This window comes from Pseudonocardia sp. ICBG601 (genome assembly GCF_020496245.1).
This window is the reverse complement of sequence record NZ_JAHLJA010000150.1, coordinates 878275-901383: the sequence shown is the minus strand read 5'-3', so window position 1 is coordinate 901383 and position 23109 is coordinate 878275. Positions and strand designations below refer to the sequence as shown.

The window sequence follows — 23109 nt, the reverse complement described above, 5'->3', positions numbered from 1 at the left end:
GAAGTGTGTCAGCAACTGAAAGAACGTCATGAACTGTAGATTCGCTTCATGTACGACCGGGAGCGGCTGGCCACCCTGAGCGCCGTGGTGGAGGAGGGCGGTTTCGACGCCGCCGCCGCGCGGCTGTCGATCACGCCGTCCGCGGTGTCCCAGCGGATCAAGGCCCTGGAACGGCAGGCGCGCCGGATCCTGGTGCGCCGCACGCGTCCGTGCGTCGCGACCGAGGAGGGGGCCGCACTGCTGCGGCTGGCCCGGCAGATCGCGGTGCTGGAGGGGGAGGTCGAGGCCGGGTTCGGCAGCGCCGACACCGCGGGCACGCACCTGCCGATCGCGGTGAACGCGGACTCGGTGACCCACTGGTTCCTGTCCGCGGTGGTCCCCCTGGCCGCGCGGCACGGGGTCCGGCTGGACCTGCACGTCGACGATGAGAAGTACACCGCGGCCCTGCTCCGTGAGGGCTCGGTGGTCGGGGCGGTGACGACGTCGTCGGCACCGGTGCAGGGCTGCGCGGTCCGGCCGCTGGGCGCGACCCGCTACCGGCCCGTCGCCGCCCGGCCGGTGTACGACCGGTGGTTCGCCGGGCGGGACCCGGCCGAGGCGTTCCCGCTCGCCCCGCGGGTCGACTTCGGGTCGAAGGACGTGTTGCAGACCCGGTTCGTCCGCGGGCTCACCCACCGGCCGTGCACCGGCCCGGCGCAACGGGTGCCCGCCGCCGACGGGTACCACGAGGCGATCCGTGCGGGTCTGGGCTGGGGGATGTTCACCGACGGCCCGGCGCGGGAGGCCGCGGCCGCCGGGCGGCTCGTGCTGCTCGACACCGAGCGGCACCTCGACGTCCCGCTGTACTGGCAGCACTGGAAGCTCAGCACCACGGTGCTCGACGCGCTCACCGAGTCGGTCTGCGCGGCGGCGGCGACGATCCTGGTGCCGCCGGCCCGCTGACCGGGAGGTCTCAGATCCCGGACCGCCAGGGGCGTCCGAGCCGGATGTCGCAGGTGATGACCCCGCGGTCGACGCCGGTGAGGTCCGCGATCAGGTCGCGGACCGCGTCCTCGGCCACCCGGGGGTCGTCGACGGTGGTCGACGCCTCGATGCCCGGCACGTAGAGGGTGAGCCTGCGGTCCGCCCGCCAGGCCACCACCTCGAAGTGATGGTCACCGGTCACCCGTCCACGGTAGCCCGACCGCGGCGCGAACGGGGCGGATCAGCCGACGGTCGGGTCGGCGGCGCGGCCCGCGTCGGCACCCGGCTGCGTCTCGTCCTGCTGGGCGGGCACCGGGTCGCCGGTGGGCTCCGGAACGCCGGTCGGCTCGACCGGGGCCGGGGGATCGGTGGGGGCGACCGGGTCCGTGCTCGGCTCCGGCGTGGGCTCGGCCGACGGCGTGCTCGTCGGCGTCGGCGGGGCGGTCGGCTCGTTGGGCGCCAGGGTGGAGGGCGACTCGCCGATCGGCCTGAACGCCGGGAACTCGGCCGTGCCGGTGGTGCGCACGGTGTCGGACATGAACGCCTTCCACACCGATCCGGGCAGGTCGGCGCCGTTGATCGGGCGGCCCGCGGAGTCCTGGATCGGGTCGTTGCGGTCGGTGCCGACCCACACGGCCGTCGCGATCCCGGGGGTGAAACCGGCGAACCAGGCGTCGTTGTTCTGGCCCTCGAAGCGGGACTGGACGGTGCCGGTCTTGCCGGCGGCCTCCTGCCCGTCGGGCAGCTGCAGCCCGTCGTTGTCGACGACGTTCATCATCGCCTCGACGACGTTGCGCGCCACCTGCTCGGGGAAGCGCTGCTCGCCCTCGCCCGGCTGGTACTCGTAGAGCACCCGGCCGTCGGAGTCGACGACCTTGGACACCATGTGCGGGGCGTGCCAGACGCCCCCCGCGGCGATGGTGGCGTAGGCCGACGCCAGCTGGACCGGCGTGACCTCCTTGTTGCCCAGCGGGAGCCGCGCGTCGGGGTTCTCCAGCGGCGCGGTGATCCCGGCGAGGCGGGCGGCGTCGGCGACCTTCTGCGGCCCGACCTGCGCGGCGAGCTTGGTGAAGACGACGTTGTTGGAGATCGTCATCGCCTGCTTGAGGTCGCAGCGCGGGCAGTTGGCACCCTCGGCGTTGCGCAGCCCCGGCCGCTCGGAGCCGTCGAAGGTGGTGCCCAGGCCGATCGGCGGGTCGTTCAGGAGCCCGGCGAGCACGGCGAACGGCTTGAACGTCGACCCGGGCTGCTTCATGACCTGGGCGTAGTCCAGGCCGGTGCCGTTCGACCCGCCGTAGTAGCCGAGGATGCCGCCGGTCCGCGGGTCGATCGCGACCGCGCCGGTGCGCAGCAGCTCCGGCTCGCCGCGCAGCTTCTGCTCGACCGAGTCGGTGAGCTGCTGCTGGCGCTGCGGGTCGATCGTCGTCGTCACCTGGAGGCCGCCCTGGGCGAACGCCTGCTCGGAGATGCCCAGCGAGCCCAGCTCGGAGCGGACCGCGTTGAGGATGTGGCCGCGGGCGTCGGTCAGCGACGACGAGCGCGAGGTGTTCTCCGGGGCGATGGTCTGCGGGAACACGGCGGCCTGCCGGTCGGCCTTGGAGATCCAGCCCTGGGCGGCCATGCCGTCGAGGACGAAGTTCCAGCGCTGCTTCGCCCGGTCCGGGGAGTTCGCCGGGTCCCAGTTGGAGGGCGACTGGATGATCCCGGCGAGCAGCGCGCCCTCGCTGGGGGTCAGCTGGGCCGCGGGCTTGCCGTAGTAGGCGAGGCTGGCGGACTCGATGCCGTAGGCGCCGCGACCGAAGTAGATGGCGTTGAGGTAGTCGTTGAGGATCTCGTCCTTGGACTTCTGCCCGGAGACCTTCAGCGAGACGATCAGTTCCTTGTACTTGCGCCAGTACGTCGCGTCGTTGCCGACCAGGGTGTTCTTGACGTACTGCTGGGTGATCGTCGACCCGCCGCCGACGCCGCCGGTCAGCTGGGCGACCATCGCACGCAGGATGCCGGTGAAGTCGAAGCCCGGGTTCGAGTAGAACGACCGGTCCTCGGCCGCCAGCACGGCCTCGCGCACGTGCACCGGGATGGCGTCCATCCCGACCTTGATCCGGTTGCCCTGCTCGGGCACGAGGCGGGCGAGCTGGCCGCCGTCGGCGTAGGAGACGGTGGCGATCTGGTTCTGCACCGCGTCGTCGGTGCTGGGGATCGGGAACAGCAGCCAGCCGAGCCCGAGCAGCAGCAGCGGCAGCAGCACGACCGACGCGGCCGTACCGACCAGCGAGTACACGACCTGCCGGCGACGCCGGGTCCGGCGCTCCTCGGGGGAGAGGGCGGCCTTCTGGTCGGCGTCGAGGATGCCGAGGCGGCGGCGCACGACACCCACGCCGGGCCCGACGAGTGCGATGACCCGGTCGAACGGTCCGTCGGGCTCGGCGCGGCGACGGCGGCGCGGGCCGGGGGCCGCGGCGTCGACGTACTCGGTGCCCGCCTCGTCGCCGGGGGCGGCGACCAGGGCGGTGGGCGCACCGCCGTCGCCGCGCGGGGCGGTGGCGGGCACGAGCCCGGTCGGGGCCTCGGCGGCGGGGGCGAGCGCGGTCGCGGCGTCGCCGGGTCCGGGACGGCGGCGGCGCCCGCCGGTGCGCGCGGGCAGGGCGTCGGTGGTGGACCCGGCGCCCTCGTCCGGCTCGGGACGACGACGGCGGCCGGTGCGGGTGGCCGCGGCGGCGCCGTCCGGGGCCGCCGGGCCCGGGAACGGTGCCGAGGGCGCGGCGACGGCCGTGGTGGCCGCAGCGGTGGCCCCGGTGCTGGCCGAGGTGGCGGCGGAGGCCGGGCCGGGCCGGGTGGCACCGGTCGGGGGCACGGCGGGGCGGGGGACCGGCGGCAGCGACGGGTGCTGCCCGGGGCGCGGCGCGGCGCTCTGCGGACCGGCGCCGGGGGCGCTCGGCGCCGCCGGGGCGGGGCGGGGCCGGGCCTGCGGCCCGGTGTTCCGGTGCCCCGGGGCAGGCGCGGCGCCGTGGGCGTCGCCGGTGCCGGGCCGTGGTGCCCCGGTCCCCGGGTGGTCGACCGGCCCGGCCGGGGCCGGCGCGGTGGGCTGCCCGGCCGGGAACGACGGCGCGGGGCCCGGTCGGCCGGGCCCGCCGGCGCCGGGGCGCCGCTGCGGGCCGGTGGTGTGCCGGGGCTCGGCCGCGGGGGGCGGGCCCGCGGGGGTCGCGCCGGTGGTGCCGGGCCGCGGGGTGCTGCCGGGCTCGCGGGGCACGGTGCCGCCGCGCACGCGCAGCCCGACCTTCGTGGTGCCCCCGGAGCCGTTGACGCCGGAGCCGTTGCCCCCGGATCCGTGGGTGCCGAAGCCGTTGCCGCCCGAGCCGCTGCCCGCGGGGCCGGGGGTGCCGGAGCCGCTGCCCCCGGAGCCGTTGCTCGAGCCGTTCGCAGAGGTGCCGTTCACGGGAGCGCCGTTCACGGGAGCGCCGTTCGCAGGGGCGCTGTGTGCGGGGGCGCCATCCGCCGGGGCCCCGGTACCGGGGGCGGCGGTCGCGGGAGCGGCCTCGCCGGCCCGCCGGGAGCGCCGACGGCCGGTGCCGCCGTCCTCCCCGGTGCCGCGTGCCCCGTCCGGGCCGGAACGTCCGGTCGACCCGGTCGCCCGGACGACGTCGGCGAAGGAACGGGCCTCCGGCTCGGCGGACCGCGCGCGCCGTCCACCGGCGGGGGCGCCGTGCCGGGCCGGGGCGCCGGAGTCGGCGCGGGCGACCTGGTCGCTGCCGTGCCGACCGGTCGGGCGCTCCTCGGTGTCGACCGCACGACCGGAGCCGGACGATCCGTGGGAATCGGACTCGGGGGAGCGGCGCGACCGCGGCGGTGGGGGCGGGCCTGCGGGCAACCGGCTCTCCCTTCTGGTCGACGGCCGGCGGAGCCGGACGGTGGCGTGGTCTCACCCGGTCAACGAGTTCGCTGTGTCAACGAGGGACCGGAGGGCGGCGTTGTGCCCACCCGATCGACGTCACTCGAATGTCGGCACGTCAGCGGGGTGATGGCGCGCTCCGTGACCGGATCGCCCGATCATGGTGCGGCATGCGGACCATCGTGCCCGCGGCCGAAGGGATGCACAGGCGACACGATCACTGCGTCGAGCAACGGCCGGTTGCGTGCGACGACGCGCGGGCGGCCCAGCGCCGGACGGCCGGACGGCCGCACCCGGCGGGACGACCGGCCGTCGTCGATCGACGGGCGGCGGCAACCCCGACGCCGACCTGCGGCGACGGGTCAGGAGAGCAGCGGGCCCATGCGGTCGCGCAGCGCGACCGCGGCCGACAGCGGCCGCACGAGCACGGTGAGCTCGCGGATCCGGCCCTCGTCGTCGGTGCGCAGGACGTCGACGCCCTGCACCTCGCGCTCCCCGACGGTCGCGGCGAACTCGAGGACGTGCCCGTCGTCGCCGGAGTACTCGGCGACGTAGTGGAACCCGCCGAAGACGGTGAACACCGCGCCCAGGATGGGGCGCAACGCGTCCCGGCCCCGGTAGGGGCGGTGCACGACCGGCGAGCGGAACTCGACGTCGTCGCGGCAGAGGGCGACGGCCGCGTCGAGGTCTCCGGCCTCGATCGCGGCCCGGAAGCGGGCGGCGGCGTCGTTCACGCCCGCGATCATGCCCCACACTCCCCGGGTCAGGCGGCCGCGGCCGCCGGGCGCAGGCCGACGGCGCCGGCCAGCAGCTCGTAGGAGTGCAGCCGGTCCTCGCCGCGGAAGGTCGAGGTCGTCACCATCAGCTCGTCCACCCCGGTCCGGGCCACGAGCTCCTCGACGCCGGCCCGCACGGTCTCCGGCGACCCGATGACCTGGTCGGCCTGGCGCTGCTCGACGAACGCCCGGGCCGCGTCGGTCCAGTCGAAGGCCGCGACCTCCTCGGGGCCGGGCAGCGGGCGCGGGTCGCCGAGGCGCAGGTGCAGGAACTGCAGCGCCGAGGGCACCGCCAGCTCGCGGGCGCGCTCGTCGGTGTCGGCGCAGGTCACGGCGGCGGCGATCATCGAGTACGGCTGCTCCAGCATCGCCGAGGGCCGGAAGTGCTCGCGGTAGAGCTCCAGCGCGGGCAGCGTGTTCGCGGCCGAGAAGTGGTGGGCGAAGGCGAACGGCAGCCCGAGCATCCCGGCGACCTTCGCCGAGTAGCCCGACGAGCCGAGCAGCCACATCGTCGGCGCGTTCCCCGCGGCCGGGACGGCGAGCACCCCGGCGTCGCCACGGAAGTAGGCCGCGAGCTCCACGAGCTGGTCGGGGAAGTCGTCCGGGGCGTGCAGCCGGTCCGCCCCGGTCCCGCGCAGCGCGGCGGCGGTCCGGGGGTCGGTGCCCGGGGCGCGCCCGATGCCGAGGTCGATCCGGCCGGGGTGCAGCGCTTCGAGGGTGCCGAACTGCTCCGCGACGACGAGCGGGCGGTGGTTGGGCAGCATCACCCCGCCCGAGCCGACGGTGATCCGCTCGGTCGCCCCGGCCAGGTGCGCGATCAGCACCGGCGGCGACGAGCTGGCGATCCCGGGCATGCCGTGGTGCTCGGCGACCCAGTAGCGGGTGAAGCCCAGCTCCTCGGCCCGTCGCACCAGGCGGGTGCTGTGCGCCAGCGCGTCGGTGGCCGACGAGCCGTCGGCCACGGGGACCAGGTCGAGCACGGAGAGAGGGACCACGACGGCTGCAACACCCGCACCCGCCGGGTGTCTTCCCGGCGGTCGAAACCGGTTCGCGGCCCCCGACTAGCATCGGAGGTCCATCCGTTCGCACCACCCTGGAGGCACCCCCGTGTCCGCACCGTCCGCCCCGCCCGCGTCCGCCCCGATCCGGGTGCCGGCCGGGACGACCGCCGGCGCGCGCGTCCGGGAGGGCGGGCTGCCGACCAGCGGTCCCGAGGCGATCGTCGTCGTGCGCGACGCCGAGGGCGCCCTGCGCGACCTGGCCTGGGCCCCCGAGGCCGACGCCGAGGTCGTGCCGGTCCCGGCGAACACCGAGGAGGGGCGCAGCGTCATCCGGCACTCGGCGGCGCACGTGCTCGCCCAGGCCGTCCAGCAGCTGTTCCCGAAGGCCAAGCTGGGCATCGGCCCGCCGGTCACCGACGGCTTCTACTACGACTTCGACGTCGACACCCCCTTCACCCCCGAGGATCTGAAGAAGATCGAGTCGGCGATGAAGAAGATCGTGAAGGCGGGGCAGCGCTTCGAGCGCCGTCGCTACGCCTCGCAGGACGAGGCCCGCGCGGAGCTGGCCGACCAGCCGTACAAGCTGGAGCTGATCGACCTCAAGGGCGGCGCCGACGACGGCGAGGTCATGGAGGTCGACTCCTCCGGCGAGCTCACCGTCTACGACAACGTGCACGCCCACACCGGCGCCGTCGTCTGGTCGGACCTGTGCCGTGGCCCGCACCTGCCGACCACCAAGTTCATCCCGGCGTTCTCGCTGACCCGCTCGGCCGCCGCGTACTGGCGGGGCGACCAGCGCAACGCCCAGCTCCAGCGGATCTACGGCACCGCGTGGGAGTCGCAGGAGGCGCACGACGCCTACCTGGAGCGCATCGCCGAGGCCGAGCGGCGCGACCACCGCCGCCTGGGCAGCGAGCTGGACCTGTTCAGCTTCCCGGACGAGATCGGGTCGGGCCTGCCGGTCTTCCACCCCAAGGGCGGCGTCGTCCGCAAGGAGCTGGAGGACCTGTCCCGCGAGCGGCACGCCGCGGCCGGGTACGAGTTCGTCTACACCCCGCACGCCACCAAGGGCGCGCTGTTCGAGAAGTCCGGCCACCTGGAGTGGTACGCCGAGGGCATGTACCCGCCCATGCAGCTCGACGCGGAGTACACCGCCGACGGCGAGCTGAAGCGGCCGGCCGTCGACTACTACCTCAAGCCGATGAACTGCCCGATGCACAACCTGATCTTCGCCTCGCGCGGACGGTCCTACCGCGAGCTGCCGCTGCGGCTGTTCGAGTTCGGCACCGTCTACCGCTACGAGAAGTCCGGTGTGGTGCACGGCCTCACCCGGGCCCGCGGGTTCAGCCAGGACGACGCGCACATCTACTGCACCCGCGAGCAGATGCAGGGTGAGATCCGCAGCCTGCTGCAGTTCGTGCTGGACCTGCTGCGCGACTACGGCCTCGACGACTTCTACCTGGAGCTGTCGACCCGCAACCCGGAGAAGTCGATCGGCTCCGACGAGTCGTGGGCCGAGGCCACCCAGGCGCTGCGCGACGCCGCCGAGAGCTTCGGGCTGACCCTGCACGACGACCCGGGCGGCGCCGCGTTCTACGCCCCCAAGATCTCGGTGCAGGCCCGCGACGCGATCGGCCGCTACTGGCAGATGTCGACCATCCAGGTCGACCTGATGCTGCCGGACCGCTTCGAGCTGGAGTACACCTCCTCCGACGGCTCCCGGCAGCGCCCGGTCATGATCCACCGCGCGCTGTTCGGCTCGATCGAGCGCTTCTTCGGCGTGCTCACCGAGCACTACGCCGGCGCCTTCCCGGCGTGGCTGGCCCCCGTCCAGGTGGTGGGGATCCCGGTCACCGAGGCCCAGGACGACTACGTCCGCGACGTCGCCGCCCGGCTGCGCGCCGCGGGCATCCGGATCGACGTCGACTCCGGCGACGACCGGATGCAGAAGAAGATCCGCACCCACACGCTGCAGAAGGTGCCGTTCCTGCTGCTCGTGGGCGGTCGCGACGTCGAGGCGGGTGCGGTCAGCTTCCGCTTCCGTGACGGCTCGCAGACCAACGCGGTGCCGGTCGAGCAGGCGGTCACCTCGATCATCGAGTGGGTGCGTTCGCGCACGAACACCTCGCCGACCGCGGAGAGCTTCGGGCCCGGCGCCTAGGATCGGCTCATGGAGCAGGAGTGGGTCCCGCAGGAGGGGACCGGGACGCCCGACGGCTTCGCCCGGCTGTGGACCCCGCACCGGCTCGCCTACATCCAGGGCGCCGGTGACACCGGCTGCCCGTTCTGCCGGATCGCCCGGGGGGACACCCTGGGCGACTCGACGGACCCGGACGCGGACAACCTCGTCGTCGCGCGCGGCGACGAGGTGTTCGCCCTGCTGAACCTGCACCCGTACAACCCGGGGCACCTGATGGTGCTGCCCTACCGGCACGTCGCGGACCTGGAGGACCTCACCGACTCCGAGGCCGGCGAGCTGATGGCGTTCACCCGGCAGGCCGTCGTGACCATGAAGAAGGTCGCGGCGCCGCACGCGTTCAACGTGGGCCTGAACCTGGGCCACGTCGCGGGCGGGTCGCTGGCCGAGCACCTGCACCAGCACGTCGTCCCGCGCTGGGGCGGGGACGCGAACTTCATCGCCGTCGTCGGGCAGACGAAGGTGATCCCGCAGCTGCTCGCCGAGACCCGCGACCAGCTGGCGCAGGCGTGGGAACCGCCACGCCGCTGACTGCGGCCGCGCCGACGGCGGGCGGACCCGGTGTCGGACTACGCTGGCAGCGTCCCCCACCGCCGCCGTCCTGCACGGGAGCACGCAGCCGCCGATGCTGAACCTGTTCGCCCGCGCGCACGTCAACCGGCTCACCGACCCCGTCGGGCGGGCCCTGATCGACCGCGGTGTCAGCCCGGACACCGTGACCGTGCTCGGCACCGTCGGGGCCGTGGCCTGCTCGCTGGCGTTCCTGCCGACCGGCTGGCTGGCCCTCGGCGCGGTGCTGGTCACGCTGTTCGTGCTGACCGACCTGATCGACGGCGCGATGGCCCGGGCCCGCGGGCACGGCACCCCGTTCGGGGCGGTGCTCGACTCCACCTGCGACCGGATCGTCGACGGCGCCCTGTTCGCCGGGCTCGCCTGGTGGGCGCTGACCGGCGGGGCCGAGCCCCTGGCCGGCGCCGCGGCGCTGGTGGCCCTGGTCGGCGGCCAGATCGTGTCGTACGTCAAGGCCCGCGCCGAGTCCGTCGGGCTCACCGCCGAGGGCGGCCTCGTCGAACGCGCCGAACGGCTCATCCTCGGTCTGGTCGGGGCGTTCCTGTCCGGCATCGGGGTGCCGTGGGCGCTGACCGTCACCCTCGTCGTGCTGGCGATCGGGACGGCGGTGACCCTCGGCCAGCGGATCCTGGCGGTGCGGCTCAGCTCCCGCGAGGCACCGCGTGCCTGACCTGCGGACGCGCACCACCGACGCGCTGAGCGCCGCCGGGTACGCGGCGGGCTGGCGGGTCGCGGGGCGGCTGCCGGCCGGCGTCGTCGGACGGGTGTTCGACGCCGGCGCCGCGCTCGCGGTCCGCCGCGACGGCCCCGGGGTGCGACGGCTGCGCCACAACCTGCACCGGGCCCGCCCCGACGCGACGCCCGCCGAGCTCGACGCCCTGGTCGCCGCCGGGATGCGCAGCTACGCCCGCTACTGGCGCGAGGCGTTCGCGCTGCCCGGCCTCGACCCCGCCGCGGTGCACGCCGCGATGCACCCGCACGCCCACGGCGTCGCCGGCGCGCTGGCGGCCACCCGGTCCGGGCGCGGGGTCGTGTTCGCCCTCCCGCACGCCGGCAACTGGGACCTCGCCGGGCTCTACCTGCTGCGCGAGCTCGACCGGCTCGGGCTCGAACCGGCGCTGACCACCGTCGTGCAGCGGCTGCGCCCCGAGCCGCTGTTCCGCCGGTTCCTCGCCTACCGGCGCGCGCTCGGGTTCGAGGTCGTGACCGCCGACGACCCCCGCGCCGCGCACCGCGCGCTGACCGGGCGGCTGCGCCGCGGCGGCGTCGTCTGCCTGGTCGCCGACCGCGACCTGACCGGCACCGGGACCGACGTGACGTTCCTCGGGGGGCCCGCCCGGCTGCCGTCCGGCCCGGCGCGTCTCGCCCGGCTCACCGGCGCCGCGCTGCACCCGGCCTACCCCTACTTCACCGACGACGCCTGGGGTGTCGAGGTCGGCGCGCCGGTCCCGCCCGGTCCCGGTGCCGTCCAGCACCTCGCCGACGCGTTCGGCGACATGATCGCCCGCCGTCCGTGGGACTGGCACATGCTCCAGCCGGTCGGCACGGGATGAGGATCGGGATCGTCTGCCCGTACTCCCTCGACGTCGCCGGGGGAGTGCAGCGCCACGTCCTGGACCTGGCCGCCGCGCTGCGCACGCTCGGGCACACGGTCGAGGTCCTGGCCCCGACGACCGGCACCGCGCCCGAGTTCGTCACCCCGGCCGGGCGGGCCGTCGGCGTCCCCTACAACGGCTCCGTCGCCCGCGTCGCGTTCGGCCCGCTGACCCGCCACCGCACCCGGCGCTGGCTCGCCGCGCACGACTTCGACGTGCTGCACGTCCACGAGCCCACGACCCCGTCGGTGTCGGCGCTCGCGCTGCTCGACGCCCGGGGGCCGGTCGTCGCGACCTTCCACACCTCCACCGAGCGGTCCCGGGTCCTCGCCGCGTTCGGACCCGTGGCGCGCCCCCTGCTGGAGCGGGTGACGGCGCGGATCGCGGTGTCGGCGACCGCCCGTCGGGTCCAGGTCGAGCACCTGGGCGGTGACGCCACCGAGATCCCCAACGGCGTCGACGTCGCCCGGTTCGCCAACGGTCCGGCGCTGGACCTGCCGCCCGCGGTGCGGGTCGGGTACGTCGGCCGCTTCGACGAGCCCCGCAAGGGCATGCCGGTGCTGCTGGCCGCACTGCGCCGGGTCGTCGCCGACCGCCCGGACGTGCGGCTGCTCGTCGTCGGCCGCGGCGACGGCGACCGGCTGCGGCGCGCCGCGGGGCCGGGGCTGGCGGGCCGGATCGACCTGCTCGGGCCGGTCGACGAGGTGACCAAGGCCGCCGCGCTGCGCTCGGTCGCGGTGTTCTGCGCGCCGCACCGCGGCGGGGAGAGCTTCGGGATGGTACTGACCGAGGCCATGGCCGCGGGCGCCCCGGTGCTGGCCGCGGACCTGGAGTCCTTCCGCGCCGTCCTCGACGACGGCCGTGCCGGTGCCCTGTTCCCACCCGGCGACGACGCCGCCCTGGCCGCGGCGCTGACCCGCCTGCTCGACGACGACACCGCCCGCGCCCGGCTCGCCGCCGCCGGGCGGGACCGGGCGCAGCGCTACGACTGGCCGGTCGTGGCCTCCGACGTGCTGCGCGTGTACCGGGCGGCGATCGCCGGCGCACCGCGGCCGCTGGTGCGCGGGGGCGCGCGGTGAGCACGGTCGTCGTGGCCGGGGGAGTGGTCCTCGCGGCGCTGCTGGTGGCGGCTCTCACCCTGTGGTGCGTGACACGGGTCCGGCGCCTGCACCGGCTGCACGTGCGGGTCGACGCCGCCCGGGCCGGGCTCGCCGCGGCGCTGGACGCCCGGGCCCGGGTGGCGCTCGCCGTCGCCGACGCGCTCGGTCCCGCCGCACCGCCGGACCTGCGCCGGGCCGCCGTCGCCGCGCGGGCACTGCCCGCTCCTGCCCCGGACGGCCGGGACCCGGCCGGGAGCCGCGCCGCCCGCGAGGCCGCGGAGAACGCCCTGACCAGGCAGCTCGCCGTCGTCGGGCGGGGGCCGGGGCAGCCCGGGCCCTGCGGCGACCTCGCCGACGCCGAGGTACTGGTCGTGCTGGCCCGCCGGGTGCACAACGACGCCGTCCGCGACACCCGTGCCCTGCGGTCCCGGCGGCTGGTGCGGATGCTGCGGCTGCACGGCACCGCACCGGAGCCGGTGTACTTCGAGATCGCCGATCCGGAACCGCCGCGTTCACCTGCGCGACCTCACGTAGAATCGCCACGCAGTCCGACCGTCATGTGAGGAGCTCCGATCACCCGTGTCCGCAGCTGAGAACACCCCCGACACCGCCGGTCCGCAGCACGGCACCGCGCGGGTGAAGCGCGGGATGGCCGAGATGCTGAAGGGCGGCGTGATCATGGACGTCGTCACCCCGGATCAGGCCAAGATCGCCGAGGACGCCGGGGCCGTCGCCGTCATGGCCCTCGAGCGCGTCCCGGCCGACATCCGTGCCAACGGCGGCGTGGCCCGCATGTCGGACCCGGACATGATCACCGGCATCGTCGAGGCCGTGTCCATCCCGGTCATGGCGAAGGCCCGCATCGGCCACTTCGTCGAGGCCCAGGTCCTGCAGTCCCTCGGCGTCGACTACATCGACGAGTCCGAGGTGCTGACCCCGGCCGACGAGGCGCACCACATCGACAAGTGGAGCTTCACCGCCCCGTTCGTCTGCGGTGCCACCAACCTCGGTGAGGCCCTGCGCCGCATCTCCGAGGGCGCGGCGATGATCCGCTCGAAGGGCGAGGCCGGCACCGGCAACGTCGTCGAGGCCACCCGGCACATGCGCTCGATCCGCGCCGAGATCGGCCGGCTCGCCTCGCTCGACGCCGCCGAGCTCTACATCGCGGCCAAGGAGCTGCGCGCCCCGGTCGAGCTGGTCGCCGAGGTGGCCCGCACCGGGAAGCTGCCGGTCGTGCTGTTCACCGCCGGTGGCATCGCGACCCCGGCCGACGCCGCGATGATGATGCAGCTCGGCGCCGAGGGCGTGTTCGTCGGCTCCGGCATCTTCAAGTCCGGCGACCCGGCGCAGCGCGCGTCGGCGATCGTGAAGGCCACGACCTTCCACGACGACCCCGAGATGATCGCCAAGGTCTCCCGCGGTCTCGGTGAGGCCATGGTCGGCATCAACATCGCCGACATCCCCGAGGAGCAGCGCTACGCCGCTCGCGGCTGGTAAGCACCCCCGTTCCGCCCCGAGAGCCCCGTCCGGCACACCGCCGGACGGGGCTCTCGTCGTTCCCGCCCGGGTGCGGGCCACGGTCCGGTGACCCGATCGGTCCCTCGGACGCGTGGGGTGTCCGTTCCGGCCACGGTCCGCGGTCGCTCGGTGGAGGGGTTGCCTACTCGATGTGGTGACACAGGTGCTCATGGTGACTCTGTGGCATCTAGCGTTCCGTGGGGATCAGGAGACCACTGTTACGGAGGAGCCTGATGGGACGCTCTGTGAGGGTCGTGGCGATCGCCGCCGCGATGTTGATCAGCTTTCCGGCTGCGGCGTTCGCGGACACCGGGGACGGCCGACCGGGAACGACGACGACCGCGGACTGCCCCACGACGGGTGCCGCCCCGGGTGGGGGAGCCGGTTCGGGTGGTCCGGCCACCGGTGGTGACGGAGGCGCCGGATCGGGGAAGCCCGGCGCCTCCGCCACTCCCGGGGCGGCCGGGCCCGAGGGGGACGGCCCCTCCGCGGGCGGCTCGGGCGACGACCACGGCTCCTCGGACGACCACGGCTCCTCCGGTGGTGACCACGGCTCCTCCGGCGACGGGTCGGGGCACGACGGCGGCTCGGGGAGCGGCGACGACTCCGGCTCCGGCTCCGGGTCCGATGACGGCGACGGCTCCGGCGGCGGCGGGGGACCGTCGGGATCGGGCGGCTCGGGGAACGACGCGGGGTCCGGCTCGGGGGGCGACCGCGGTTCCGGGTCCGGCTCGGACCAGGGCTCGGGTTCCGGTGGGGACTCCGGCAACACGACATCGGGCGCGGGCGACTCCGGCACCGGCGACAAGGGGCAGGACTCCGGCGGCGACCGGAAACCGGGCGGAGACCAGGGCTCCGGCGACGACCAGGGCTCCGGCGACGACATGAGCCCCAGCGGCGACACGAGCCCCGGCACGGGCTCACCCGCCGACACGACCTCGGCGAACGCGACCCCGGGCACGGCACCCGGCGGCGCCGCGGCCACCCCGGCCGGCGAGCCGGCCCCCGGCGCGGCCCCCGCCCCCGCGGACTGCGCCGCCGGCGCGGCCCCGGCTACCCCGGCGGTCCCGTCCTACCCGGGCGCGGCGACCACCGCCGCCGTCGCGCACGACTGGGGCGAGCCCACCAAGGTCGACGACTTCGACGGCGACGCCCTCACGGGCTGGAGCCCCTACGACGGCCCCGGCCACGCCGGCAAGGGGACCCGTTCCCCGTCGGCGATCTCGGTGAAGGACGGTCTGCTCACCATCGACGGCGACGCCGACGGCACCACCGGCGGCATGGCCTGGTCCGACAGCAGCCAGAAGTACGGCCGCTGGGAGGGCCGGGTGCGGGCGCCCGCGTCGGACCCGTCGTACAACGCGTTGCTGCTGCTCTGGCCGACCGCCGAGAACTTCCCGGTCGGCGGCGAGATCGACTTCATGGAGATGACCGACCACACCCGGCAGAAGACCAACCTGTTCCTGCACTACGGCGAGGACAACTCCCAGGTCCAGGGCTCGGTCGACATCGACGCGACCCAGTGGCACAACTGGGCGGTCGAGTGGACGCCGAAGGGCGTGACCGCCTTCGTCGACGGCAAGCAGTGGTGGCACACCGACGACACCTCGGTCCTGCCTCCCGGGCCGATGCACCTGACGATCCAGCTCGACTGGTTCCCCAAGGGCGGCGGCGACGTGAAGCCCTCGGAGATGCAGGTCGACTGGGTCCGCCAGTACGCCCTGCCCGAGTCCGAGAAGGGCGGGGACGACTCCGGCGACGCGGGCGGCAACGACGAGGGGCTCCTCGACGGGCTGCTGCACCGCATCACCGAGGGCGGCCCGGACCGCGAGCCCGGCTCGGCGACCCGCGGCGCCAGCGGAACCTGATCAGCGGTACTCCATCACCAGCACCGCGGTCGCACCCGGCGTGAGCGCCCGGTAGCTGTGCGGCCGGTCGGCGGGGAAGGTGACGTGGTCACCCGGGTCGAGCTCGATCTGCTCGTCGTCCGGTCCGACGCTCCACCGGCCCGTGGACACCACCATGTGCTCGACGGTGCCGGGGGAGTGGGCGTGCGCCGTCCGCGCCGGCCCGGGCTCACAGGTGATGAGGTGCAGGTCGCGGCGGGCGCCCGGCGGGCACGGCGAGAGCAGCGCGCCGGTGTACGCGGCCTCCTCCGACCGGATCGCGGGACGGTCGGCGAAGCGCACCACCCGCACCGGCGACGACGGCGGCTCCACCAGCGCGCTGAACGGCACCCCCGCGACGACGGCGATCGCCCACAGCGTCTCGACGCTCGGGTTCCCGGTCCCCGCCTCCAGCTGCGACAGCGTCGACTTCGCGATCCCGGCCCGGCGGGCCAGCTCGGCCGAGGAGATCCCGAGGCGTTCGCGCTCCCGGCGGATCGCCGCCGCGATCGTCGCGAGCGGCGGCCCAGACGTTCGGTCCATCGGTCTCCTCGTTCGGCTTGACGAACACAGGCATCGTTGTTCACTGTATCGGGCATGCGTTCGATACAGCGAACGACCCGCGGGGACGTCCGCGACGCCGTCACCATCTCGGTGGCCGTCGCCGTCGTCGGGGTGTCGTTCGGCGCGCTCGCGCCGGCCGCCGGGCTGTCCCCGGCCATGACGATGGCGATGTCGCTGCTCGTGTTCGCGGGCGGCGCCCAGCTGCTCGTCACCGGGGTGCTGGCCGCCGGGGGAGGCGTGTGGGCCGCCGTCGCCGCGGGGCTGGTGCTCAACCTGCGGCACCTGCCGTTCGGCCTGGCACTGGCCCGGCACCTGGGCGGGGGCTGGGCGCGGGTGCCCGCGGCACACGTCGTCACCGACGAGTCGACGGCGTTCGTGCTGGCCCGCACGGACGTCCCCGGCCGGGGGTGGCGCGCGTTCCGGATCCTCGGCGTTGTCAAGTACGTGTCCTGGCAGCTCGGCACCGCGGCCGGTCTCGTGCTCGGCGCGAGCGTGCCGGACCCGGCCGCGTTCGGCCTCGACGCCGCCTTCCCGGCCGCGATGCTGGCGATGCTCGTCCCGATGCTGCGCCGGGTCGACGCCCGCCGGGTCGGTGCGGCCGCCGCCGCGGTCTCGCTGGCCTGCGCCCCGTTCCTGCCGGCGGGCCTGTCCGTGCTGGCCGGGCTGCTCGGCGTCACCGCCGCCGGGCGGACGGAGGAGGAGTCGTGACCGTCGCCGCGCTGCTCGTCCTCGCCGGCGGGACCTACCTCATGCGGCTGCTGCCCCTCGTCCTGCACGACCGGGTCACCCTGTCCCCGCGCACCGTGCGCCTGGTCGAGCTGGGCGCGGTCGGGCTGCTCGTCGCGCTCGTCGCCACCGGCACCTGGTTCGAGGGCGCCGGGTTCGCCGGCTGGGCCCGCCCGGCCGGGGTCGCCGTGGCCGCCGGTGCGCTGGTCCTCCGGGTGCCGTTCGTGCTGGTCGTCGTCCTCGCCGCGGCGACGACGGCCGGGCTGCGGCTGGCCGGGATCGCCTGAGCCGGTCGTCACCCCGGCGCGCGCCGGGCGCCGGGGACCGCGAGGATCAGCCCATGCACGTGCTCGTCCTCGGCGCCACCGGCTACGTCGGCTCCCGGCTCGTCCCGCGCCTGCTCGACGCCGGCCACGACGTCCGGGTGCTCGTCCGCACCCCGGGCAAGCTGGCCGCGCACCCGTGGGGCGAGGCGGTCGACGCCGTGCGCGGCGACGCCCAGACCCCGGCCGACGTGCGCCGGGCCTGTGCGGGCGTCGACGCCGTCGTCCACCTGGTGCACGCCATGGACGGCCCCGGCTACGCCGACCGCGACCGCACCGCCGCGCACGCGCTGGCCGACGGCGCCGCCGCGGCCGGCGTGCGCCGCATCGTCTACCTGGGCGGGCTGCAGCCCGAGGCCGGCACCCGGCGGGTGTCGCAGCACCTGTCGTCGCGCCGCGAGGTCGGGGACATCCTGCTCGCCGGTCCGGTCCCGGCCGCCGTGCTGCGGGCCGGGATCGTCGTCGGCACCGGCTCGGCCAGCTTCGAGATGATCCGGCACCTCACCGAGACCGCGATGGGCGGCCCGCTGGTCCTGCCGCTGCCCGACCGGGCCTGGAACCGCATCCAGCCGATCGCCGTCGACGACGTGCTGTACGACCTCGTCGGCTGCCTCGACCTGCCCGCCGGGGTGGACCGGGCGTTCGACGTCGGCGGCCCCGACGTGCACACCTACCGGTCCCTGATGAGCGAGTTCGCCGCCGAGGCGGGGCTGCTGCGGCCGTTCCCGGTGCCCGTCCCCCTGTCGGCGCCGCGGCTCACCGCCCGCGCCGTCGCCGCGCTCACCCCGGTCGGCCGGGGCCTGGCCGAGCCGCTGGTCGAGTCGATGCGCCACGAGCTGGTGGCCGACCCCGACGACCTCGCAGCCCTCGACGCGCTCATCGGCACCCCGCCCGGCGGACGGACCCCGTACCGTACGGCGGTCCGCCGTGCCCTCGACGGCGTCGGCGCGGCCGGACCGGGACCGTCCGACCCGCCCGGCAGCGGTCCGCTCGAGTGGTCGACGACCGACACCCACGACGTGGCCGCCCCCGCCCGCGCCGTCTGGTCGGTGATCGAGACGCTCGGCGGCCCGCACGGCTGGTACACCGTCCCGGGCGTCGCGACGCTGACCGGCCACCTCGACGTCCTCGCCGGCGGGCCCGGTGTCGTCCCGCGCCGGCACGGCGACGGCCCGGCCCGCCTCGTCCCAGGGGAGCCGCTGGACCGCTGGACCGTGGAGACGGTCGAGCCGGGGCGGCGGCTGGTGCTGCGTGCCGCGGACCGACTCCCCGGCGACGCCCGGCTCGAGCTCGCCGTCACCCCGACCGACCGGCTGACCAGCCGGTACACCCAGACCCTGCGGTTCACCCCGCGCGGGATGGCCGGTCGGCTGGGATGGCTGGCGGCCTACCCGTCGCAGCGCTTCGTCTTCGCGGTGATGGCCCGGACGCTGGCCGGGGTCGCCGAGACCCGCTACCGGCGCGACGTCCGCGCCCTCTGACCCGTCCCCGCCGCGACACCGGGGACGGCACCGGGGGCGCCCCCGTGACGTCGTGCGTCACGGAGGCGCCCCCGGGGGTCGGACAGGCTCAGCCCTCGCCGCGGGCCTGCGCCACCTGCTCGGCGCGGTCCTCGGCCGCGATCCGGGTCAGCTCGGCACCGGCCTCGGGGTCGCGGGTGAGGTTCTCGCCCGACTCCGGGTCGAACACGTGGATCTTGCGCGCGTCCAGCCAGAACTCGGCGTCGCGGCCCTCCCGGATCCGGCTCGTGGAGTCGATCGACACGATCGCCTGCGTGCGCAGCTGGTCGGCGTCGAGCTCGCGCGACAGCTCCTTGAGCTTGGTCTCCACCTCGGCCGGGGCCTCGTAGGGGATGTAGGCGTACTGCGAGTCGCCCAGCCACTCGGTCACGTCGACCTTCGCGGTGAAGGTGGACCCGACGTGCTTCTTGGCCTCGTCGACCAGCGACGCGTCCTCGAAGTACTCCGGCCGGATGCCGACCAGCACCAGCTCGCGACCGGCGACCTTCTCGGCGCGCGCGGCGTCGAGCTCGATCGGGCCGAACGGCGTCTCCAGCCGGTTCCCCGACACGGTCGCGGGCAGGAAGTTCATCGGCGGCGACCCGATGAACCCGGCGACGAACAGGTTGACCGGCTGCTCGTAGAGCTCGCGTGGCGAGGCGACCTGCTGGATGACGCCCTTGCGCAGCACGCAGACCCGGTCGCCGAGGGTCATCGCCTCGGTCTGGTCGTGCGTGACGTACACCGTGGTGATGCCCAGCCTGCGCTGCAGGCGGGCGATCTCGGTGCGCATCTGCCCGCGCAGCTTCGCGTCCAGGTTGGACAGCGGCTCGTCGAACAGGAACGCGTCGGCGTCGCGGACGATGGCGCGGCCCATCGCGACCCGCTGGCGCTGACCGCCGGACAGGTTCGCGGGCTTGCGCTGCAGGTGCTCCTGCAGCTCCAGGACCTTCGCCGCGGTGTCGACCTTCTGCTTGACCTCGTCCTCGGGGGCCTTGGCCAGGCGCAGCGGGAACGCGATGTTCTCGTAGACCGACAGGTGCGGGTAGAGCGCGTAGTTCTGGAACACCATCGACAGGTTGCGGTCCCGCGGGGCCTTGTCGTTGACGCGGTTGCCGGCGATGACCATGTCGCCGGAGGTGATGTCCTCCAGGCCGACGATCATCCGCAGCAGCGTCGACTTCCCGCAGCCGGACGGGCCGACGAGGATCATGAACTCGCCGTCGGCGATGTCCATGCTCACGTCGTTCACGGCCGGGTAGCCGTCCCCGTACTTCTTGACGATGTTCTTCATCTCGATCGACGCCATGGCCGGTCGGTTCCTCTCTCTGTGTACGGGGGTGTCAGCCCTTGACGGCGCCGTTGGTGAGCCCGGCGACGATGCGCCGCTGGAACAGCAGGACGAGCACGACGACGGGGATGGTCACGATCACCGCGGCGGCGGCGATCGGGCCGTTGGGCGACTCGAACTGCGAGGCCCCGGAGAACAGGCCCAGCGCGGCCGGGACCGGGCGGGACGCGCCGGTCGAGGTCAGCGAGATGCCGTAGGCGAAGTCGTTCCAGGCGATGAAGAACGCCAGGATCGCGGTGGTGAACACCCCGGGCGTCGCCAGCGGGACGATCACCTTGCGGAACGCCTGCCAGGTGGTGGCGCCGTCGACCTGCGCGGCCTGCTCCATCTCCCACGGGATCTCGCGGAAGAACGCCGACATGGTCCAGATCGACAGCGGCAGGGTCAGCGACAGGTAGGGGATGATCAGGCCGGGCCAGGTGTCGTAGAGCCCGATCTGGCGCCACAGGTTGAACAGCGGCGTCACGATCGAGATGACCGGGAAGATCGCCACCGCCAGCGCGGTCGACAGGATCAGCCGCTTGCCCCGGAAGTCGAGCCGGGCGATCGCGTAGGCGGCGAACATCGACAGCACGCACGCCAGGAACGTCGCGATGATGCAGATGCCGAAGGAGTTGCGCAGCGCGGGCAGGAACAGCCCGGCCGCGTCCCCGACGAGGATCTGCTCGTAGTTGCTCCACGACACCGAGGTCGGCAGGAACTGCTTGTTGGCGATGTCGTCGCTCGACTTCAGCGACAGCGACACGATCCAGCCCACCGGGAACAGGGCGTAGATGACGATCGCGATGCCGGCGACGATCCAGAGGACTCTCTCGCGGGTGGACATCACTTCTCCCCTCGGGCCTGGGACAGGTCGACCTTGAACCCCTTGATGAACCCGATGCAGATGATCACGACGGACAGGAACAGCAGCACCGACACCGCGGAGCCGAGCCCGATCTCGACGCGGGCGATGGTCTGGCGGTAGGCCAGGAACGACACCGTCTCGGTGTTGTTCGCCCCGGCCGTCATCACGAACACCGAGTCGAACACGCGGAACGCGTCCAGGGTCCGGAACAGCAGGGCGACCATGATCGCCGCCTTCATGTTCGGGAGGGTGACCTTCCACATCCGCTGCCACCAGGTCGCGCCGTCGACGCGGGCGGCCTCCTGCAGCACGTCGGGCACCTGGGCCAGACCCGCGAGCAGCAGCAGCGAGATGAACGGGGTGGTCTTCCAGATCTCGGCCAGGCAGATCACGAACAGCGACGAGCCGGTCGAGCCGAACCAGTCGGTGTCGGCCGAGATCCCGGGCAGCCAGCCGAACCAGGAGTTCACGAAGCCCGAGTCGAGGGAGAACGCGTACTGCCAGGCGAACGCCGACACGACCGTGATGACCGCGTAGGGGATCAGGATCGCGGCGCGCAGCACCGGCCGGATCGCCTTGAGCGCGTTCATCATGACCAGCGCGAGCAGGAAGCCCAGCACCAGCTCGACCGCGACGGTGACCACGGTGATGAACACTGTGACGCCGAAGGAGGTCCACCAGATCGAGTCGGTGAGGATGACCGCGTAGTTCTTCAGGCCGACGAAGGAGATGTTGTCCGGGTCGGTCAGCCGGTAGTCGAACAGCGAGTAGTAGACGGCCTGGATGATCGGGTAGGCCGTCACCAGCAGCATCACGGCGAACGCCGGGCCCGCGAGGTACCAGCCGAGCTTCTGCTCGGCCCGGCTGCGGTCGCTGGCACCGCGCGGGGCCGGGGAGGCCCCGGTCCCGGTCCCGGGCCGCTCGGTCGTCGTGGTCACAGCAGCTCCTCCTTGGCGAGGACCGCCTTGATCAGCGCGGCGGTCGCGGGGCCGACGGTCGGCGGGTCGATGCCCGCGGTCGGGTGGTAGGTGCGCTGGATGGACTCGGAGACCTCGCTGTAGTACGCCGTCTGCGGGCGCGGCTTGGCCTGCTGCAGCGACTGCGCGATGACCTTGGCCATCGGGAACTTCTTCACCACGTCCGGGTCGGTGAAGACCGAGATCCGGGCGGCCGGGTTGCCGTTGGTGAGGAAGTACTGCTTCTGGTTCTCGGTCGAGGTGATGCACTCGGTGGCCTGGTAGGCCAGGTCGGTGTGCTTGCTGAAGGCGCCGACGCCGAGGTTGATGCCGCCGTAGGGCGGGGCCGAGGGCTTGCCGGCCTCGGTCTGCGGGTAGAGCGCCCAGCCGAAGTCGTCCGGCGTGGACTGCGGGACGGTCCCCTCCTCGACGGCGCTGTTGACCTTGCCCCAGACGAACGGCCAGTTGACCTGGAACATCGCGTCACCGGACTGGAAGGCGTTGGAGTTCTCGTCCTCGGAGTTGGTCGAGAAGCCGGGACCGCCGACGGCCGAGACGGCCTTCATGATCTCGGCGGCCTTCGTCGCGGCGGGGGAGTCCAGGCCGAGCTGGACGCCCTCCGGGTTCTGCGGCGAGGCGTTGGTGACGATCTGCCCGCCGCCGCCCTCGACCAGCGCGTTCAGCCAGACGGTCAGCGACTCCGCGCGGATGCCCTGCGCGGCGATGATCGAGTTCTTGGCCTGCGCGGTCTGCACGACCTGGTCCCAGGTGACCGGCTTCGACAGGTCCAGCCCGGTGCCGGCGACCTGCGACTTGCGGTACCAGAGCAGCTGGGTGTTGGCCCAGAACGGCACCGTGACCAGCTTGCCGTTCCAGCTCGCGCCCTCCTTCGCGGAGTTCACGATCCCGGCGGTGGTCCGCTGCGCGACCTCCTCGGGCACCGGGGCCAGGAACTTCGCCTCGGCGAACTCGGGGATGTAGGGCGGGTCGATGGACATGATGTCGATCGAGCTGTCGTTGGCCGCGAGCCGGCGGATCAGCTGCTGACGCTGCTCCGCGGACTGGCGCGGCAGCACCGACACCGCGATCTGGTACTGCCCGTTCGACGCCGCCGAGCAGCGCTGGGCGATCTCCGCCTGCCCCCCGTCGTCGGGGTTGATGTACCAGTTGAGGACCGGCGGGCCCGCGGGTGCGCCTCCGCAGCCCGCCAGCAGGGCGAGGGCGACGGTGGCCGCACCGGCGGCCAGCGTCCTCCTCCACCGTGTGCGACGCATGGTCAACTCCGAACTCCCGTGTCCGATACCGCTGCTGTGTCCCGTCGCTCGTCGGCGACGTTGGAAGCGTTTCC

At 74.3% G+C, this 23109-nt stretch carries 21 protein-coding genes; 12 read left to right on the top strand and 9 right to left on the bottom strand.

What is annotated here, in order from left to right:
- Nucleotides 1-48: 48 nt before the first annotated feature.
- Nucleotides 49-942 carry a LysR family transcriptional regulator ArgP gene (locus KPL57_RS49850; RefSeq protein ID WP_226357405.1) on the top strand — a complete coding sequence of 298 codons (894 nt, stop codon included), beginning with the start codon at nt 49-51 and terminating at the stop codon, nt 940-942.
- A 10-nt stretch (nt 943-952) separates the two neighbouring features.
- Here KPL57_RS49850 and KPL57_RS49845 read toward each other — a convergent pair whose 3' ends face one another.
- From KPL57_RS49845 to KPL57_RS49830, 4 genes are all read right to left on the bottom strand, one after another.
- Entirely contained in the window at nt 953-1165 is a 213-nt protein-coding gene (locus KPL57_RS49845; protein ID WP_073574628.1) for a hypothetical protein, read from the bottom strand.
- Nucleotides 1166-1204: 39 nt separating this feature from the next.
- Nucleotides 1205-4831 carry a transglycosylase domain-containing protein gene (locus tag KPL57_RS68050; RefSeq protein ID WP_264199418.1) on the bottom strand — a complete coding sequence of 1209 codons (3627 nt, stop codon included), beginning with the start codon at nt 4829-4831 and terminating at the stop codon, nt 1205-1207.
- 383 nt (nt 4832-5214) lie between these two features.
- On the bottom strand, nt 5215-5598 hold the full coding sequence (locus tag KPL57_RS49835; RefSeq protein WP_226357404.1) for a nuclear transport factor 2 family protein: 384 nt from the start codon (nt 5596-5598) through the stop codon (nt 5215-5217).
- Nucleotides 5599-5615: 17 nt separating this feature from the next.
- The gene (locus tag KPL57_RS49830; protein WP_226357403.1) at nt 5616-6623 is read right to left on the bottom strand and encodes an LLM class flavin-dependent oxidoreductase; all 1008 of its coding nucleotides are present in this window, start codon (nt 6621-6623) and stop codon (nt 5616-5618) included.
- Nucleotides 6624-6735: 112 nt separating this feature from the next.
- Between KPL57_RS49830 and thrS the strand changes: the two genes are divergently transcribed.
- The 8 genes from thrS to KPL57_RS49790 all read left to right on the top strand — a co-directional run bounded on the left by thrS (nt 6736) and on the right by KPL57_RS49790 (nt 15477).
- Complete coding sequence (thrS, locus tag KPL57_RS49825) at nt 6736-8790, top strand: threonine--tRNA ligase (protein ID WP_226357402.1); 2055 nt, start codon at nt 6736-6738, stop codon at nt 8788-8790.
- Between the two features lie 9 nt (nt 8791-8799).
- On the top strand, nt 8800-9357 hold the full coding sequence (locus KPL57_RS49820) for an HIT domain-containing protein (protein ID WP_226357401.1): 558 nt from the start codon (nt 8800-8802) through the stop codon (nt 9355-9357).
- Nucleotides 9358-9451: 94 nt separating this feature from the next.
- Entirely contained in the window at nt 9452-10066 is a 615-nt protein-coding gene (gene pgsA / locus KPL57_RS49815) for a phosphatidylinositol phosphate synthase (RefSeq protein ID WP_226357400.1), read from the top strand.
- Nucleotides 10059-10949, top strand: a complete 891-nt coding sequence (locus tag KPL57_RS49810) for a phosphatidylinositol mannoside acyltransferase (protein ID WP_226357399.1) — start codon at nt 10059-10061, stop codon at nt 10947-10949. The genes pgsA and KPL57_RS49810 overlap by 8 nt, the downstream gene beginning before the upstream one ends.
- Nucleotides 10946-12070, top strand: a complete 1125-nt coding sequence (locus KPL57_RS49805; protein WP_226357398.1) for a glycosyltransferase family 4 protein — start codon at nt 10946-10948, stop codon at nt 12068-12070. The genes KPL57_RS49810 and KPL57_RS49805 overlap by 4 nt, the downstream gene beginning before the upstream one ends.
- On the top strand, nt 12067-12654 hold the full coding sequence (locus KPL57_RS49800) for an NUDIX hydrolase (protein ID WP_226357397.1): 588 nt from the start codon (nt 12067-12069) through the stop codon (nt 12652-12654). Before KPL57_RS49805 ends, KPL57_RS49800 begins: the two co-directional genes overlap by 4 nt.
- 16 nt (nt 12655-12670) lie before the next feature.
- Nucleotides 12671-13588 carry a pyridoxal 5'-phosphate synthase lyase subunit PdxS gene (pdxS, locus tag KPL57_RS49795; RefSeq protein WP_226357396.1) on the top strand — a complete coding sequence of 306 codons (918 nt, stop codon included), beginning with the start codon at nt 12671-12673 and terminating at the stop codon, nt 13586-13588.
- Nucleotides 13589-13842: 254 nt separating this feature from the next.
- Nucleotides 13843-15477 carry a glycoside hydrolase family 16 protein gene (locus KPL57_RS49790; protein WP_226357395.1) on the top strand — a complete coding sequence of 545 codons (1635 nt, stop codon included), beginning with the start codon at nt 13843-13845 and terminating at the stop codon, nt 15475-15477.
- Here the strand turns inward: KPL57_RS49790 and KPL57_RS49785 are convergent, their stop codons facing one another.
- Nucleotides 15478-16038 (bottom strand): helix-turn-helix domain-containing protein, encoded by a 561-nt coding sequence (locus KPL57_RS49785; protein WP_226357394.1) that lies wholly within the window; start codon nt 16036-16038, stop codon nt 15478-15480.
- A gap of 54 nt (nt 16039-16092) precedes the next feature.
- On the opposite strand from KPL57_RS49785, the gene KPL57_RS49780 reads away from it, so the two are divergent.
- From KPL57_RS49780 to KPL57_RS49770, 3 genes are read left to right on the top strand one after another with little or no spacing between them, the layout of a single operon-like run.
- Complete coding sequence (locus tag KPL57_RS49780; RefSeq protein WP_226357393.1) at nt 16093-16767, top strand: AzlC family ABC transporter permease; 675 nt, start codon at nt 16093-16095, stop codon at nt 16765-16767.
- Nucleotides 16764-17072, top strand: coding sequence for an AzlD domain-containing protein (locus tag KPL57_RS49775; RefSeq protein ID WP_226357392.1), 309 nt, complete (start codon nt 16764-16766; stop codon nt 17070-17072). Before KPL57_RS49780 ends, KPL57_RS49775 begins: the two co-directional genes overlap by 4 nt.
- Nucleotides 17073-17125: 53 nt before the next feature.
- Nucleotides 17126-18589: a DUF2867 domain-containing protein gene (locus KPL57_RS49770; protein ID WP_226357391.1), complete on the top strand. Its 1464-nt coding sequence runs from the start codon at nt 17126-17128 to the stop codon at nt 18587-18589.
- An 88-nt stretch (nt 18590-18677) separates the two neighbouring features.
- Here KPL57_RS49770 and KPL57_RS49765 read toward each other — a convergent pair whose 3' ends face one another.
- From KPL57_RS49765 to KPL57_RS49750, 4 genes are read right to left on the bottom strand one after another with little or no spacing between them, the layout of a single operon-like run.
- The gene (locus tag KPL57_RS49765; RefSeq protein WP_226357390.1) at nt 18678-19916 is read right to left on the bottom strand and encodes an ABC transporter ATP-binding protein; all 1239 of its coding nucleotides are present in this window, start codon (nt 19914-19916) and stop codon (nt 18678-18680) included.
- 34 nt (nt 19917-19950) lie between these two features.
- Nucleotides 19951-20784, bottom strand: coding sequence for a carbohydrate ABC transporter permease (locus KPL57_RS49760; protein ID WP_226357389.1), 834 nt, complete (start codon nt 20782-20784; stop codon nt 19951-19953).
- Nucleotides 20784-21743 carry a carbohydrate ABC transporter permease gene (locus tag KPL57_RS49755; RefSeq protein ID WP_226357388.1) on the bottom strand — a complete coding sequence of 320 codons (960 nt, stop codon included), beginning with the start codon at nt 21741-21743 and terminating at the stop codon, nt 20784-20786. The genes KPL57_RS49760 and KPL57_RS49755 overlap by 1 nt, the downstream gene beginning before the upstream one ends.
- Entirely contained in the window at nt 21740-23035 is a 1296-nt protein-coding gene (locus tag KPL57_RS49750; protein WP_226357387.1) for an extracellular solute-binding protein, read from the bottom strand. Before KPL57_RS49750 ends, KPL57_RS49755 begins: the two co-directional genes overlap by 4 nt.
- Nucleotides 23036-23109 lie beyond the last annotated feature (74 nt).

Coding starts and splice junctions, on each gene's coding strand:
- KPL57_RS49850 (WP_226357405.1), top strand. CDS start 49: ATGTACGACCGGGAGCGGCTGGCCACCCTGAGCGCCGTGGTGGAGGAG.
- KPL57_RS49835 (WP_226357404.1), bottom strand. CDS start 5,598: ATGATCGCGGGCGTGAACGACGCCGCCGCCCGCTTCCGGGCCGCGATC.
- KPL57_RS49820 (WP_226357401.1), top strand. CDS start 8,800: ATGGAGCAGGAGTGGGTCCCGCAGGAGGGGACCGGGACGCCCGACGGC.
- pgsA (WP_226357400.1), top strand. CDS start 9,452: ATGCTGAACCTGTTCGCCCGCGCGCACGTCAACCGGCTCACCGACCCC.
- KPL57_RS49805 (WP_226357398.1), top strand. CDS start 10,946: ATGAGGATCGGGATCGTCTGCCCGTACTCCCTCGACGTCGCCGGGGGA.
- KPL57_RS49790 (WP_226357395.1), top strand. CDS start 13,843: ATGGGACGCTCTGTGAGGGTCGTGGCGATCGCCGCCGCGATGTTGATC.
- KPL57_RS49785 (WP_226357394.1), bottom strand. CDS start 16,038: ATGGACCGAACGTCTGGGCCGCCGCTCGCGACGATCGCGGCGGCGATC.
- KPL57_RS49780 (WP_226357393.1), top strand. CDS start 16,093: ATGCGTTCGATACAGCGAACGACCCGCGGGGACGTCCGCGACGCCGTC.
- KPL57_RS49770 (WP_226357391.1), top strand. CDS start 17,126: ATGCACGTGCTCGTCCTCGGCGCCACCGGCTACGTCGGCTCCCGGCTC.
- KPL57_RS49765 (WP_226357390.1), bottom strand. CDS start 19,916: ATGGCGTCGATCGAGATGAAGAACATCGTCAAGAAGTACGGGGACGGC.
- KPL57_RS49760 (WP_226357389.1), bottom strand. CDS start 20,784: ATGTCCACCCGCGAGAGAGTCCTCTGGATCGTCGCCGGCATCGCGATC.
- KPL57_RS49750 (WP_226357387.1), bottom strand. CDS start 23,035: ATGCGTCGCACACGGTGGAGGAGGACGCTGGCCGCCGGTGCGGCCACC.